18 protein-coding genes are annotated in these 12,926 nt (G+C 61.5%); 11 read left to right on the top strand and 7 right to left on the bottom strand.

Annotated elements, in window-relative coordinates; genetic code table 11:
* Nucleotides 1-14: 14 nt before the first annotated feature.
* The 3 genes from MTR72_RS37800 to MTR72_RS37790 all read left to right on the top strand — a co-directional run bounded on the left by MTR72_RS37800 (nucleotide 15) and on the right by MTR72_RS37790 (nucleotide 2,423).
* On the top strand, nucleotides 15-938 hold the full coding sequence (locus tag MTR72_RS37800; RefSeq protein ID WP_341512142.1) for a DUF2493 domain-containing protein: 924 nt from the start codon (nucleotides 15-17) through the stop codon (nucleotides 936-938).
* 136 nt (nucleotides 939-1,074) lie between these two features.
* Nucleotides 1,075-1,524, top strand: coding sequence for a hypothetical protein (locus MTR72_RS37795; protein ID WP_341512141.1), 450 nt, complete (start codon nucleotides 1,075-1,077; stop codon nucleotides 1,522-1,524).
* A 578-nt stretch (nucleotides 1,525-2,102) separates the two neighbouring features.
* Nucleotides 2,103-2,423, top strand: a complete 321-nt coding sequence (locus tag MTR72_RS37790) for a DUF736 domain-containing protein (RefSeq protein ID WP_018454792.1) — start codon at nucleotides 2,103-2,105, stop codon at nucleotides 2,421-2,423.
* Between the two features lie 64 nt (nucleotides 2,424-2,487).
* Here MTR72_RS37790 and MTR72_RS37785 read toward each other — a convergent pair whose 3' ends face one another.
* Nucleotides 2,488-2,715: a helix-turn-helix domain-containing protein gene (locus tag MTR72_RS37785; RefSeq protein WP_341512140.1), complete on the bottom strand. Its 228-nt coding sequence runs from the start codon at nucleotides 2,713-2,715 to the stop codon at nucleotides 2,488-2,490.
* A 207-nt stretch (nucleotides 2,716-2,922) separates the two neighbouring features.
* Here MTR72_RS37785 and MTR72_RS37780 point away from each other — a divergent pair, with 207 nt between their 5' ends.
* From MTR72_RS37780 to MTR72_RS37760, 5 genes are all read left to right on the top strand, one after another.
* Nucleotides 2,923-3,195 (top strand): DUF2285 domain-containing protein, encoded by a 273-nt coding sequence (locus MTR72_RS37780; RefSeq protein ID WP_341512139.1) that lies wholly within the window; start codon nucleotides 2,923-2,925, stop codon nucleotides 3,193-3,195.
* A 165-nt stretch (nucleotides 3,196-3,360) separates the two neighbouring features.
* A complete protein-coding gene (locus tag MTR72_RS37775) occupies nucleotides 3,361-3,555 on the top strand; it encodes a transcriptional regulator domain-containing protein (protein ID WP_341512138.1) in 195 nt (64 codons plus the stop codon).
* A gap of 67 nt (nucleotides 3,556-3,622) precedes the next feature.
* Nucleotides 3,623-4,231 (top strand): DUF2285 domain-containing protein, encoded by a 609-nt coding sequence (locus MTR72_RS37770; protein ID WP_341512137.1) that lies wholly within the window; start codon nucleotides 3,623-3,625, stop codon nucleotides 4,229-4,231.
* Nucleotides 4,232-4,266: 35 nt separating this feature from the next.
* Complete coding sequence (locus MTR72_RS37765; RefSeq protein WP_008561544.1) at nucleotides 4,267-4,548, top strand: helix-turn-helix transcriptional regulator; 282 nt, start codon at nucleotides 4,267-4,269, stop codon at nucleotides 4,546-4,548.
* A gap of 22 nt (nucleotides 4,549-4,570) precedes the next feature.
* The gene (locus tag MTR72_RS37760; protein WP_341512136.1) at nucleotides 4,571-5,452 is read left to right on the top strand and encodes a replication initiator protein A; all 882 of its coding nucleotides are present in this window, start codon (nucleotides 4,571-4,573) and stop codon (nucleotides 5,450-5,452) included.
* A gap of 581 nt (nucleotides 5,453-6,033) precedes the next feature.
* Here the strand turns inward: MTR72_RS37760 and MTR72_RS37755 are convergent.
* Complete coding sequence (locus MTR72_RS37755) at nucleotides 6,034-7,083, bottom strand: IS110 family transposase (protein WP_341512135.1); 1,050 nt, start codon at nucleotides 7,081-7,083, stop codon at nucleotides 6,034-6,036.
* 278 nt (nucleotides 7,084-7,361) lie between these two features.
* Here MTR72_RS37755 and MTR72_RS37750 point away from each other — a divergent pair, with 278 nt between their 5' ends.
* The 3 genes from MTR72_RS37750 to MTR72_RS37740 are packed head-to-tail and all read left to right on the top strand — an operon-like array spanning nucleotide 7,362 to nucleotide 9,168.
* The gene (locus MTR72_RS37750) at nucleotides 7,362-7,826 is read left to right on the top strand and encodes a DUF2840 domain-containing protein (RefSeq protein WP_341512134.1); all 465 of its coding nucleotides are present in this window, start codon (nucleotides 7,362-7,364) and stop codon (nucleotides 7,824-7,826) included.
* Nucleotides 7,823-8,335 (top strand): S26 family signal peptidase, encoded by a 513-nt coding sequence (locus tag MTR72_RS37745; protein ID WP_341512133.1) that lies wholly within the window; start codon nucleotides 7,823-7,825, stop codon nucleotides 8,333-8,335. The genes MTR72_RS37750 and MTR72_RS37745 overlap by 4 nt, the downstream gene beginning before the upstream one ends.
* Before the next feature lie 2 nt (nucleotides 8,336-8,337).
* Nucleotides 8,338-9,168: a lytic transglycosylase domain-containing protein gene (locus MTR72_RS37740; RefSeq protein WP_341512132.1), complete on the top strand. Its 831-nt coding sequence runs from the start codon at nucleotides 8,338-8,340 to the stop codon at nucleotides 9,166-9,168.
* Between the two features lie 449 nt (nucleotides 9,169-9,617).
* On the opposite strand, the gene MTR72_RS37735 is transcribed toward MTR72_RS37740, so the two are convergent.
* The 5 genes from MTR72_RS37735 to tnpA form a co-directional block, all read right to left on the bottom strand.
* Nucleotides 9,618-9,842: a hypothetical protein gene (locus tag MTR72_RS37735; RefSeq protein WP_341512131.1), complete on the bottom strand. Its 225-nt coding sequence runs from the start codon at nucleotides 9,840-9,842 to the stop codon at nucleotides 9,618-9,620.
* 73 nt (nucleotides 9,843-9,915) lie between these two features.
* Entirely contained in the window at nucleotides 9,916-11,493 is a 1,578-nt protein-coding gene (gene tnpC, locus MTR72_RS37730) for an IS66 family transposase (protein WP_341512130.1), read from the bottom strand.
* Nucleotides 11,494-11,562: 69 nt separating this feature from the next.
* A complete protein-coding gene (tnpB, locus tag MTR72_RS37725) occupies nucleotides 11,563-11,913 on the bottom strand; it encodes an IS66 family insertion sequence element accessory protein TnpB (RefSeq protein WP_341512129.1) in 351 nt (116 codons plus the stop codon).
* Nucleotides 11,907-12,197, bottom strand: coding sequence for a transposase (locus MTR72_RS40645; RefSeq protein WP_445819683.1), 291 nt, complete (start codon nucleotides 12,195-12,197; stop codon nucleotides 11,907-11,909). Before MTR72_RS40645 ends, tnpB begins: the two co-directional genes overlap by 7 nt.
* 121 nt (nucleotides 12,198-12,318) lie before the next feature.
* Nucleotides 12,319-12,777, bottom strand: coding sequence for an IS66 family insertion sequence element accessory protein TnpA (tnpA, locus tag MTR72_RS40640; RefSeq protein ID WP_445819682.1), 459 nt, complete (start codon nucleotides 12,775-12,777; stop codon nucleotides 12,319-12,321).
* Nucleotides 12,778-12,926 lie beyond the last annotated feature (149 nt).

The raw sequence follows: 12,926 nt of genomic DNA, 5'->3' as shown, positions 1-12,926 counted from the left end.
AAAGGACTTCTTCCATGACCGACCACGACGACATCGAACCGCCGCACGCCGCATCTCCGACCGACCACGTCCTCACCGAATTACAGCTCTTCGGCTATCGCCCCTTCGACGACCAGCCCGATCCACGGCCGCTTCCCGAGGGCAAAATCATCACCGGTGCCGTCGCAGATATCTTTGATGCCTTGGTCGCGACGTTGAGCGATACGCGGCTCGAGCCAGACCTTGACGATCTGCTCTGGTCGACCGTCAACCTGTTCCATCGTGCCGTCGACCGCATCGGACGCCAGCTCGACGACAACGAACAGGCGCAGCAGAAGAGCCAGCGCGAGCAGGACGGCTCCGAAGTTCGATCGGTCGAACTCGAGCGCGTGACGGCGGAGGGCATCACACTGATCGAGCGCCGCAACTGCCTGGAGCTCTTCCGTGACCAGGCCATCGAGCGCTTTGAAACTCACACCGGCTCATTCTGGCGCCCCCGATCGGGATCGCTGGTGAACCACCGCACGCTGACCTCGGCGATGATCGACTCCCGCGACTTCATCGCAGCCAAGCGCCGTGCCGAAACCGAGGTCATGTTGCCGGCAGGACCGAAGATCGCGCTCACCGGAGGGCTCGACTTCAACGACCATCATCTGATCTGGGATCGTCTCGACAAAGTTCACGCCAAGCATCCCGACATGGTTCTGCTCCATGGCGGCTCACCCAAAGGGGCCGAACTGATCGCCTCCAAATGGGCGACGACCCGCAAAGTGCCTCAGATCGCCTTCAAGCCCGACTGGACGAAACACGCCAAGGCGGCCCCGTTCAAGCGCAATGATGCCATGCTCGAACTCCTGCCGATCGGCGTCATGCACTTCCCGGGCACGGGAATCCAGGACAACCTCGCCGACAAGGCGAAGCGGCTCGGCATCCCCGTCTGGAGGTTCGGCGGCGCGTAAGCGCCGTTTGCTCGCTGATAAGACAAGGTGGAGTTGCACGCCGCAACTCCGCCTCGTTTCGATATTACGTCCGAAGTTGCGCCGCGGTGGTGGTGGAAGGCGCGACCGTTATACCTTTGCACATGGAGCCACCACCATGCTCGCCCTTGGGCTTGTTCTCAACACACTCGGCATCGGATTGCTCTGCTGGGCGATCTTCGCGCTCGCAGTGTATGCCCTGCCGTTTTTCGTCGCACTGAGCATCGGGATGACGGCATTTCAGAGCGGCGCCGGCCTCATTGGTGCGCTGCTTAGCGCAACGGCCGCCGGTGCGCTGACGCTCGTCCTCGGCCAGGTCGCCTTTGCCGTTACTAGGTCCTCGGCCTTGCGCATCACGATCGCGGCAGCATTCACTGTTCCCGCCGCCATCGCCGGCTATCATGTGGTGTTCGCCCTGTCCCAGATCGGGGTGCCTTCGCTGGCTTGGCGTGAGGTCTTCGCTTGTCTCGGTGCAGTTTGCATTGGCGTTATGTCATGGACGCGCTTGATGGTTTTGGTGGAGACCCGCCCGTTAGAGGCGGGCGGGGTGGTGGATAATCCGTCCTAACCGGTTCTTACGGCCGCATGGCCCGAGGGGATGACCGTTCACCGCCTTCATCGTCGAGCAGGTTGGCGTAGATCGGCGCGGTTGAACGGGGATTCTCGAAACCTGAGCGCGGGAGAGGCAGTCCTCCTCGGAGCTCCTCGATCAAGCTGCCGACATTCGGTCTGGCCCACGCAGCCGCGGCAGAGCGATCTTACCTCGATCGGTTCTTGGCAGACGGTGCCGCCCTTTGCAGTAGATTGTTTCTCTTTCCGCGCTGAATGGTTCCGACCTCTTGTTCATCAAAACCGAGATGGCCACGCTTCTCCAGAGATTGTGGTTCAGCACGCGGACGCACGTGGCCTCGTTGATGGCTTGATCTGGCCGAAGACCGGCTTCGCCTCGATCGTCTGAGCCGCAACGCCGTTGATGCGACTTTCTTCCCCTGGGCTTCGCCCATTCCTCGCGAGACAAGAAAGTCGCCACAACGACGTCCTCCGCTGCGCTCCGGCCCGAGCGGGTGCGTCGCCGATCGTCCTCGGCCCTAGATCGCCATCGAGGCCGCGGTGGTCGCGGGCTCGAAACACAACAGGAGAAGTGACATGGCTAACATCGGTTCTTTCAAGAAGGTCGGCAATGATTTCCAGGGCGAAATCGTCACCCTGAGCCTGCAAGCCAAGGGCGTCCGCATCGTCGCCGAGACCAACCGATCCAACGACAACGCCCCCAGCCACCGCATCTACGTGGGCCGGGCCGAGATCGGGGCAGCCTGGTCGAAGCGTTCCGAGGAAGGCCGCGATTACCTCTCGCTCAAGCTCGACGACCCGTCGTTCAACGCGCCGATCTACGCGAACCTGTTCGATGACGAAGGCGGCGAGGGCTACACCCTGCTCTGGTCGCGGCCGCGCAAGAACGGCGAGTAAGAGCGCCCCACGAAGCCCCGTCCGGTCCGCCGGGCGGGGCGCTTCGCGGCTGGCCTGAGCCGGCTTACGATTTGGTAAGCCGCGCAACCTTCTTGAGCAGGTCTCCCGGTTCGACCCCCAATGCTTCAGCAATTTGCCCGAGCACGGTGACGCTCGCTGATACATCGCCGCGCTCGATGGCGCCGACGTAACGGGCGCTTAAACCCGCGCGCTCGGCCAGCTCCTCCTGCGTCATTTGTAGATCGTGGCGTTTCCGACGCAGGTTCACAGCCATGATCTCTTTGAGATCCATGGCGATATGGGAACTGAACCGGAACGATCGTTCTAGGAACGATCGTTCCTATTCGTGTCCAAACATGCTATGTATGCGGCGATGCCATGTGCGTGGCCGACTTAGGTTGCCGATTTATCGAACGCATATTCAGGCTTCCAACGCGGCGGAGGTCTGGAATGCGACCAAACCATGGCGTAGCTTATAGGCGTTCTAAAAGCGGGTGTGATGCAGAAGCCATCCCTAGATCCAGACGTAGCGGACAGTGCGCCGGACGAGCCAACGCTGACGGCCTATGACGAACAGCACGTCGTAACGTACGTTCGCCTTCTGCAGGCCGAAGGTGAGGGGGCGGACTGGCGCGAAGTGGCTCGAGTGGTCTTGCATATGGACCCCGAGCGAGAGCCGGAGCGTGCGCGGAGCGCATATCAGAGCCACCTTGCGCGTGCCAAATGGGTGACCGAGCAGGGGCGCCTCTTGCGCAGCACCGGCTCAAAATAGAAGAAAATCGCCGGCTGGCGACTTGCAGGCAGAATTATTTTCTTTTGCTAATCGGTGGTCATTCCGGTGCACCACGTGGTGCCAAACTAGGGGCTTCCTACAACCGCCTCGTTCATACCTATTGCGGCGCAATCGTTGTTAGCAGCGTGCAATGGGGCGGAAGCAATGCCTGAATTCGACTGGCGATCGCCGGATTCCTACAAGAGCCTACAAGACGCGGAAGTCAACGACATCGCCTGGGAATGTCTTCGTCGTAACGCGGACTATCGACGCGAGTACGAAGCGATGATCGCAAGCAGTCCAGATGGTGCAGTGACCGAGGAATTCAGGAGGAAATGGGGTATCTGCTTTCGCCCATGACCCGCAGAGGTCGTTCGATGAGCAGACGATCTTTTGGGCGCCGGAGGTTCTAGCGACGGTCGTTCCGGTGACGGTTGCCTCGACGGCCGACCTCGTGTCCGCGTCTCAACCGCTGCTTGACCCTGCAGCTGGCCAGGTGCGCCGCGCCGCCGACGGCTGGCACGCGGTGCTGCGCATCGGTTCGGCGGACCACCGTGTCTGGTCCAAGGACCCGCCGGTGCTTGGCGCGTCATACGTAGCCGAACTGCCGCTTGACAGCGATTTCGGCGCACGTGCCTATGCAGCCCGCCGGCTGTGGCGCGCGATGAATGGACGCGCGCCTGGTCCGCCATTTCACACACTATCCAAACAGCGGCGCGAGCGGCTGAGCGCCGCGATCCGCGCGCTCGATGCGCATGGCGCCGGCGGCAGTTATCGCGTTATCACCGAAGCGCTGTTCGGCAAAAAGCGCGTCCCCGATCGCGCCTGGAAGACGCATGATCTGCGCAATCGAACAATCCGCTTGGTCCAAGGCGGCCTCGCGTTGATGCGCGGTGGTTACCGCAAACTCCTGCGGCCCGGGCGCAGAGACGGATACCCTTTCCGCTTAGGGGGTATCGGAAATCGTACCCCCAAAATTCGGCATCCCCCTCCGAGATGTTGCTCCTCCATGATGACCGCATACACGCCGGCCTAGCCAAGCGTAGTGCGCTGTCCTCCTGGAGTTCTCAAATGCCCGATCCGATGGCCGGTCTTCCCCCGCGATTCCTGCGTACACCTGAGGCCGCGCGCTATCTCGGCCTGTCCGGCCGCACGCTCGAGAAGCACCGCACGTACGGTACTGGACCGACGTATCGGAAGATTGGCGGACGTGTTGTCTACGCCGTCGATGATCTGAAAGCATGGGCCGACCGCGGCGCCAAGACATCGACGTCCGATCCCGGCAAGGGGACAGTTCTGCCGGCCAAGAAGCATCCCGCGCTGCGCCCGTATGCGGGCCAGGAACGTCGCTGATCGCCGTGCGAGAGCAGTGACCATGCGGCGCAAACACCATTCCGAGCGCGAGCAGCTTGAGCTCTTTCGGGCTTTGCCCGGTGATCTCGCGCCCCGCGACGCGCAGGATCTGATGGCGTATCCGTTCTTCTCGCTGGCAAAGACCAAGCGGATCGTGCCCATCGATTTTCGTGCCGGTGCGATCGCTATTCGTGTCGAAGCCGTGCCGGAACACGGCATGGCGACCATCTGGGATGCAGACGTTCTGATCTGGGCCTCGTCTCAGATCGTCGAAGCCCGTGACGCAGGCTTGAAGACCTCGCGCTTGATGGCTGCAACGCCCTACGAGATTCTGACGTTCGTCGGCCGCGGCACCAGCGCACGAGACTATGACCGGCTGAAGGCGGGCCTCGACAGACTTCAGTCAACGACCGTGCTGACTTCCATCCGTCAGCCGACAGAACGGCGACGGCATCGCTTCTCCTGGATCAACGAGTGGAAGGAAACGGCCGATGCAAACGGTCGGCCATTTGGGCTCGAGCTGATCCTTCCGGATTGGTTCTACGCCGGCGTCATAGATGACGCGCTCGTGCTGACGATTGATCGCGCCTATTTCGATCTGACGGGTGGACTTGAGCGGTGGCTTTACCGCCTCGTGCGCAAGCACGGCGGCCGCCAGGATGGCGGCTGGAGCTTTGACCTTGGGCATCTCCACGCCAAGTCCGGCATCCTCTCGCCGCTCAAGCACTTTGCTTACGACGTGCGTCAAATCGTCCAGCGTCAGACATTGCCCGGCTATCAACTCGTGCTCACGCGCGATCCGAACGGTACCGAGCGGCTGAACTTCGCGCCAACGCCTGTTGATCCCTTAACGGCACGCCTGCGCCGGCGCGGTCTCGTTCCAAATTCGGAGGACAATCTGTGAATCAGCTCGTGCTATCGGGGACCGCAACCCTCGTGCTATCGGGGACCCGATCATCGTGCTATCGGGGACCGGAATCGAGCTTAAGAGCTTGTTTCTCCGCGCTTTCCAGCCGATCTAACTTTACTAACATACTGACACTAACTTCTTGTTGTGAATCAGTACGTTGTGAACAAGTCGGCTGCGCGTGCAACGAGGACGCCTCATGCCTCGACTCTCTCACGCGCAAAGCTTCTCCGCAATGCGATTCTTATCGCCAATGCACGCGCGAAAACGCGATCGCGCGCAAATCTGCGCGATCGTCAACATCATCGCCTGGTGCGCGTCACGTCCTTTTGCAGCCACTCGCTCGTCGAGGAGAACTCGCTAACATCCGTGGTTGGCACGATGGCCACCACAAGCCGAAATCTGATGAATGGGCGGTCAGGCTAACCAGCGCCGTGCTTGATGGCTTCAATCGTCTGCATGAAGCCGCCGGCAAGAAAAGTTGCGATCTCACCCAAGTCCCCGTCTCCTCGGGAGACGCTGCTCCGCCGTGGCGGAAGGAAAAGGCGCGCGTGGAAGCGGCCGGGTTGCGGAGGCCCTTAGATCGCCGCAGCGACCCGGCCGCGCTTGCCGCCGGCGCCAAACCGGAACGTGGTGCCACTGGTCCAGATCTTGTGCAGCAGCACGGCGAGCGCGCGCGCCACGGCGGTTGCCGCGCGCTTCAAACCCTTCTTCCTGGCCAGCCGCAGGCCCCACAGTCGCAGCTTGAAGTTCTTCGGAATGCGGGTGAGGATCGCGATCGCCGCCTCATACAGCATCGCCCGCGTCAGCTCGTCGCCGCATTTGGAGATGCTGCCGATGCGATCGGTTTGTCCCGATTGGTAGCGCCGTGGCGTCAGGCCGAAATGCGCGCCGACATTGGTCGACTTCTTGAAGCGCGCCGGGTCGTCGACCGTTGCGCGGAATGTCAGCGCCACGAGCGCGCCAACGCCGGGCACGGTCATCATCCGCCGCACAGCATTGTCGCTGCGCGCCGCTGCCAGCGCCAGGCGGTGCAGCTTTGCCAGCTGCAGCCGCATCGCGCTTCTAGCGTCCAGCAACGGTGCGACAATGGCCTCCAAATCCCTCTTCCCGGCCATCATCTCACGCACCCGCGCGTCAAAGCGGCCGACCGAGATTTCGCCAACCTTCAAGCCAAACGGGCGCAACAGGCCGCGGATCATGTTCTCCATGTCGAGCACCTTGCCGAGCAGCGCCTTGCGGCCGACCAGCAGCGCCCGCAGCGTTTGCGCGCTCTCCGATTTGACATGGACCGCACGGAACCAGCCGGTCCGCATCATCTGGGCGATGCCCTTGGCGTCATTGCGATCGGTCTTGTTCAGCATCGCGTTCAGCGCCGCTTTGGCATGCCGGGTCTCGATGCAGGTCACGGGGAGGCCCTTTTCGGCGAGCGCCGTGAACAGCCAGGCGCTGTAGGAGAACGACTCGAGACCGACGCGCTTGAGGTGGATTCCCCATTCCGCCAGGAACAGCTCGATCGCGTCCGGATCGGTGTCGAGTTTCGCCTCCCGTACCACGTTGCCGTTGTCGTCCACCACGCAAATGTTCGTCGCCTCCAGCGACACATCGAGCCCTGCATAGACGTCCATCGTTCGCCTCCACCGCCGACCGCCGGACCGCACCGCGCGCTCCGTTCGCGAATCGCTGCGAGGCATCTTCGCTGCAGTTCGGCCGGCGAGGGGGCACAAGTCAGTACCCCGGCTAACCAGAAATCCTTCGGATTTCTTCTAACGGATCAGGCCCAAAGACGAGCTGGAGGCGACTGGCAACAGCGGGCTGACAGTCCAGCTTGCCTTCCGAAGCTGCCCACGCACTTCACCGACGCCAATGCTCACGGCTTCCAGTTCAAGCTTCGGGGAGCGGCGGCATGAGCGATCTCACCGAAGTGGAGGTGTTGTGGCTCGAGAAGCGTATCGAAAACCGCATTCGGTTCGGTCGCATTGTCAAGGAAAGAAAACTCGATCGTCACCGGCGTGTCCTGTCATTTGCACCCGGCAGCATCTTTGCGTTCGTCCGTTGGACGTCCAACGACTTTGGCACGATCATTTCGCGCATCGACATCTTGCGCGCGGTGGCGCCGGGACAGCGCTGCTCGACCGTTCCTTATGTGACACCCGGCGGTGAGATTCTGCTGCGCCTGTCAGGTTGGCCGAAGGTCGAGCGCGTGCTGCAGATGATCGATGCCGTTGAGGCGCTCGGCATCGATCCCGCTGATGTCGCGCCTGATCATTGGCATCACGTTCAAAACCGCCTGTCGGTTAACGAAAACCCGCGCCCGTATACGAAAGCGCGCCATCAGGCCTGGCTTCATCGCCAAAAGGTGATGCGATGACGGGCCGCCTCATGATGCTGACCGTGACGATTGGGCTCGCTGCTGCGCTCATCGCGACGATCGTCCTGGAGCCGCTTCCGCTTTACATCTGGAACGCATCCGCGAGCGTGCCGATCGGTCTCTACCGCCTCCGACCGGCGGACCAATTCCAAGTCACTGAATTGGTCGCCGTGCAGCCGCCCGAGCCGCTCGCGACCTTCCTCGACCTTAACGGCTATTTGCCTATTGGCGTCCCCATGCTGAAGCGCGTGCTAGCCCTTCCGGGGCAGAGTGTTTGCAGAACCGGCCTCACGATTTCGGTCGACGACGTCGCGGTGGGCGAGGCAAAGGATCACGACAGACGAGGCCGGCCCCTGCCGAAATGGCAGGGCTGCCGCGTCGTCGGCGACGGCGAGCTGTTTTTGATGAACTGGCAGTCGGACGACTCTCTTGATGGCCGGTATTTTGGAGTTCTTCCGGCGTCAGCCGTGATCGGTCGTGCGCTGCCGGTGTTGACGTGGGAGGAGTGATCGTGCGCATTCGACGTGTTCTCCTCGCCATTCCCTTGCTCGATCGATTGCGGGATCATTCCTTCGTCTCGATCAACGTCTGCAAGGCCGGCGCGTGCGCGAGAGAGTGCTTGGCTCAGTTGAGCACGTGTGTTTGTGCTGTCCTGCCCGTGCTCCTTCTTCTGACCGCGTCCGACAGTGCTGCTTTTGACCAGGGCGCATCAGCCGGACGTCCGGCGATGAGTCAGACAGTTAAATCGTTGGAAGGCGTCATCAATGAAGCTTCACAACGCTTTGCAATTCCGCCGAACTGGATCCGATCAGTCCAAAGCATCGAGAGTGCTGGTGACGTGCACGCCAGATCGCCAAAAGGCGCAATGGGCCTGATGCAAATCATGCCGGCGACTTGGGCGGAACTTCGCGAGCGCTACAATCTCGGGAACGACCCCTACGACCCGCACGACAACATTCTGGCCGGTACGGCTTACTTGCGCGAACTGCTCGATCGGTATGGCTCGCCTGGCGTGTTTGCCGCGTACAACGCGGGACCATGTCGCTATGAAGAGCATCTCGCAGGCGGCCCTTTGCCAGACGAGACGCGAGCATACGTCGCAAAGCTTGCAAATCTGCTTGCCATCGAACTGCCGCCGAGGTGGACGTCCAGCGGACAGCCATCAGCAGCTGCGACACTATTCGTCACGCGATCCAATCTAATGAAAACGCGCGATCGGTTGCTGGCGCTCATGCCGTCGAGCGGTGTCACGACCGCAATCTTGGCGTCCGATGTTTCGCCCATGGTCCCCCGGTCTATTGGCGTGTTCGTCCCTCAATCGGCTTCGGAGGTATCGCAATGACCAAGTGTGCGGTTCGCAAGCCTTGGCGTGCTTCACCGAGCAAGTGGCACGTGTTGATAGCATACGGGCGATGCCTTCGGTCCGCGCTCTACTCGTCGCTTCGCTCCTCACCGCCCTGCGGGTGTCTCGGCCCTTCGGGTAACGACCGCTATCGCAAACGCTCGCAAACAGTGGGGCTTCGCAAGTCAACTGCCAAGTCGCGGCGACTCATTCGCAATGAATCGGCCACCAGCCGACGTGTTCGGGCAGGCGCTATTGAAGGATCTACCGCAATGACCCGAACTGCATTCTGTCGCAAATCGCCGCGACCGAGAGTCTGTTGGCTTGGAAGTTGGCCCTTGGGAACTAGCGACCGGGAGACCACGAGTATGCGTCCAGAGACTGCACATGACGTCATGTCTTGACGAGACTAGCGCCCTTGGTCGGCAAGGCGCCGACTCGGCGAGCTCCTACTTTGTGCGGGGCTCTGCCATGGCAGCTTCCGCCTTCGCGATCACCGCTTCGGCGCGCTCTATCGCGGCACGGCACTCCTCGCTCTTCCAAGTATCAACCGATTCGCCGTCATCGTACGACTCGTCTGTGGCGTCTTGCGCGCGTGAGACCAACTCACGAAGCGCCGCAATGGCTTCGGAGAGCAGCTTGGCATCCGCCTCATTACGGGAAGACTGCGTCACCTCTTTAACCCCATCACATCGCAATTATGGTCCGTCAGGCAATATCGTTACAAAAGACGACTATTGCAATTGCCTACGGTCCCATGTTCGCCGTTTGGCGGGAGTCTGGCTTTGCCCAGACGGTGGTAGCGGGGGCTCCTTCGGAGCTCCAGGTCCGCGGCAGCAATTCGTCGAGACGGTTGACGGGATGTCCGTCGACAATCCGCTGCAGCACGTCACGCAGGTAGACGTAAGGTTCGACGTCGTTGAGCTTGCAGGTCATGATCAGCGAGCAGGCGACAGCCCAGCGATGTCCGCCGCCGTCGCTCCCGGCGAACAGGTGGTTCTTGCGGCCGAGCGCCACAGGCCTGATCGCGCGTTCGACCGGATTTGTGTCGAGCTCAATGCGACCATCATGCAAGAATCGCGTCAACCCCTCCCAGCGCGAGAGCGCGTAACGGATCGCTTCGGCAAGCGTGCTGCGGCCAGAGACGAGGAGAAGCTGCATCTCCAGCCAGGAATGCAATGCTTGAACGATTGGCTTGGAGAAGGACCATCGCTCGGCGAGCCGATGAGCCGACGACTGCCAGCGGACACGGCATTCGATGGCATAGAGTGTGCCGATCCGGCGCAGGGCTTCGGTCGCCACGGGCGATCCGGTCGCCCCGGCTACCTCATAGAACTTGCGCCTCGTGTGGCTCCAGCAGGCCGCCAGAACAACGTCTTCATTAATGGCGAGCCGCTCGAAGCCGGCATATCCGTCGACATGCAGGACGCCTTTGAAGTCGGCAAGATGAGCTGCCGGACGCTCAGCTTTGCGGTCCGGAACAAACAGATAGACCGCGGCCGGCGGCTCAGGCCCGCACCATGGCCGCTGTTCGCGAGCATAGACCCAAAGACGCCCGGTCTTCGTCCGTCCTCGGCCGGGATCGAGCACAGGAACGGGCGTGTCGTCGGCGAACAGATGATCGGAAGCAAACACGTTCTTGCACAATCGTTCGTGCAGGGCTTCCAGCCACCAGCACGCGCCACCAACCCAGCCGGCCAGCGTCGAACGGGTGAGATCGACACCGAGTCGGGCAAAGATTTGCGACTGCCGATAAAGCGGAGTGTGGTCGCAATACTTACTGACCAGCACTTGCGCGAGCAGCGCCGGCGATGCCAGGCCACCTGCAATCGGCCGCTCCGGCGCGGCCGCCTGCACCATTTTATTGCAGGAGCGACACGCGTACTTTGGACGAGTGATGTGCACGACACGAAGTTGTGCCGGTACCCAGTCCAGCATTTCGCTGACGCTCTCGCCGATGGCATGCAATGTTCCGCCACAGCAAGCGCAGACCCTGTCCTTGACATCGAGCAAGACGTCCTCGCGAGGCAGATGAGCGGGCAACGGCTTGCGCCGCGACGGCGTATCCGGATTGTCCGTAACGATCGTTGGATGGCTCTCCCGGGTGCGGCCGATATCGCTATCGACATCCTCCAGACCGAGCGCCAGTTGGTCTGGGTCGATGCGCTCGGAACGACGTCCGAACTGCATTCGCTGAAGCTGTTTGATGATCGACTGGAGACGCTCGACCTCGTTATCTTTGTGCTCGACGGCCGCAGCAATGTCGCGAACCAGGCGATGCAGAGGAGCTGTGTCTGGCGGAAGATTGGTCAGATCGAGCTGCATGTTCGATTCTACTCGAACACACCGATTCGAAAAAGCGACTTCGCCTTGTTCGATGCAGGCTTTTGCGATTTAGCCTGCGATGGCCGGCTTCCGCACGCGCTCGGGTGCGCGCCAGTCGATGCCTTCAATCAGCATCGCAAGCTGCGCCGGTGTCAGCGTGATCGAACCATCGTAACCTGCCGTTACCGGCCAGACAAAGCGACCCTGGTCGATCCGCTTGGTGAACAGGCAAAGACCGTTGCCGTCCCAGAACAAGACCTTCAACATCGATGCCTTCTTGCCGCGGACGGCAAACAGATGACCGGAGAACGGATCTTTCTTCACTTCCTGGACCAACATGGCGAGGCCATCTATGCCTTTCCTCATGTCCGTGTAGCCAAGCGCCAGGTGCACTTTGACGCCAGCAGGAACAATCAGCATGGCGCGATTTCTCCGCTCTCAACACGCGCCCGCACAACATCGGGATCGCTGCCGATCGGTGCAAAGACACACCGCCCATCGGGCAGACCAATAGCCATCATTCCTTCCGGCGGTCGTAGAACGAGAGCGGCCGTCGTGTCGTCCGCCAGCGCGACTGATGCACACTTTGCGCGCTTCCTCTGCGCAAAGCCGAACTCTACCCGCCAGCGGAACAGCAACCCCGTGACGATACCGTGCTTGCGGGCAACGCCGGAGACCGTGGTACCCGGCTGCTCGGTTTCCATCACGATCGCCAGCTTCTGTTCGTCGCTGAAGAAGCGCCGGGCCCGCGTCGCTGGCATGGTCGGAGCGTCGTTCGAGGCGTCTGTCAAGCTGCTTTGGGAGGTCGATTCGTTGGCACTAGTGCTAGCGACGGGGCGGGCTGAAGGGTGAAGATGCGCACGCCAGTCGATTTCGAGCTCGCCGGCGTCCAACCGGTGGCGCCATTTGCGCAGCGCGTACGGCGACAGGGACAGTGCCGCGGCACACTCGCGTACACCCATTCCGCTCCAGTTCATCGCCTCGACGTGCATTGCCCAGAATGCTTGCAAACCGCGATGACGCACGTCCGTGCTGATCGAGAAGCGTTGCCGCAGTGTCCTTCTCGGTCCTCCTTTCAGTTCTTCTCGGCGCAATTCCGTCTGATATTTCGCGAGCTTGCGTGCAGCTTCCTCGCCAGCAAGTGCCTTCAGCCAACGCGCGAACGTCCCCTGGGCGATGTCGACGGCAATACGCCCTCTGCGAAAGGCCGCTGCGCTGCCAGGCTTCGATGTGAATCGACCACCATTCACGTCTGGCTTTGTTCTGGAAATGTTTTGGACCCACCGGAGATTCTCCAATGCAGCAGAGGACCCGAAATGGAACGAGAACACACTATCGAAGAGTGGTGCAGGATTCGGACGCTTACCGCACGACGGCAGGACTGCCGCCCGTAATCGGTCTGCGCCGGGACTTGCGGCAGCAGCGCAAGTGGT

The organism is Bradyrhizobium sp. ISRA442, assembly GCF_038085055.1.
GTDB lineage: Bacteria > Pseudomonadota > Alphaproteobacteria > Rhizobiales > Xanthobacteraceae > Bradyrhizobium.
The sequence above is the reverse complement of the archived record's forward strand: the minus strand, read 5'-3'. Positions and strand labels throughout refer to the sequence as shown.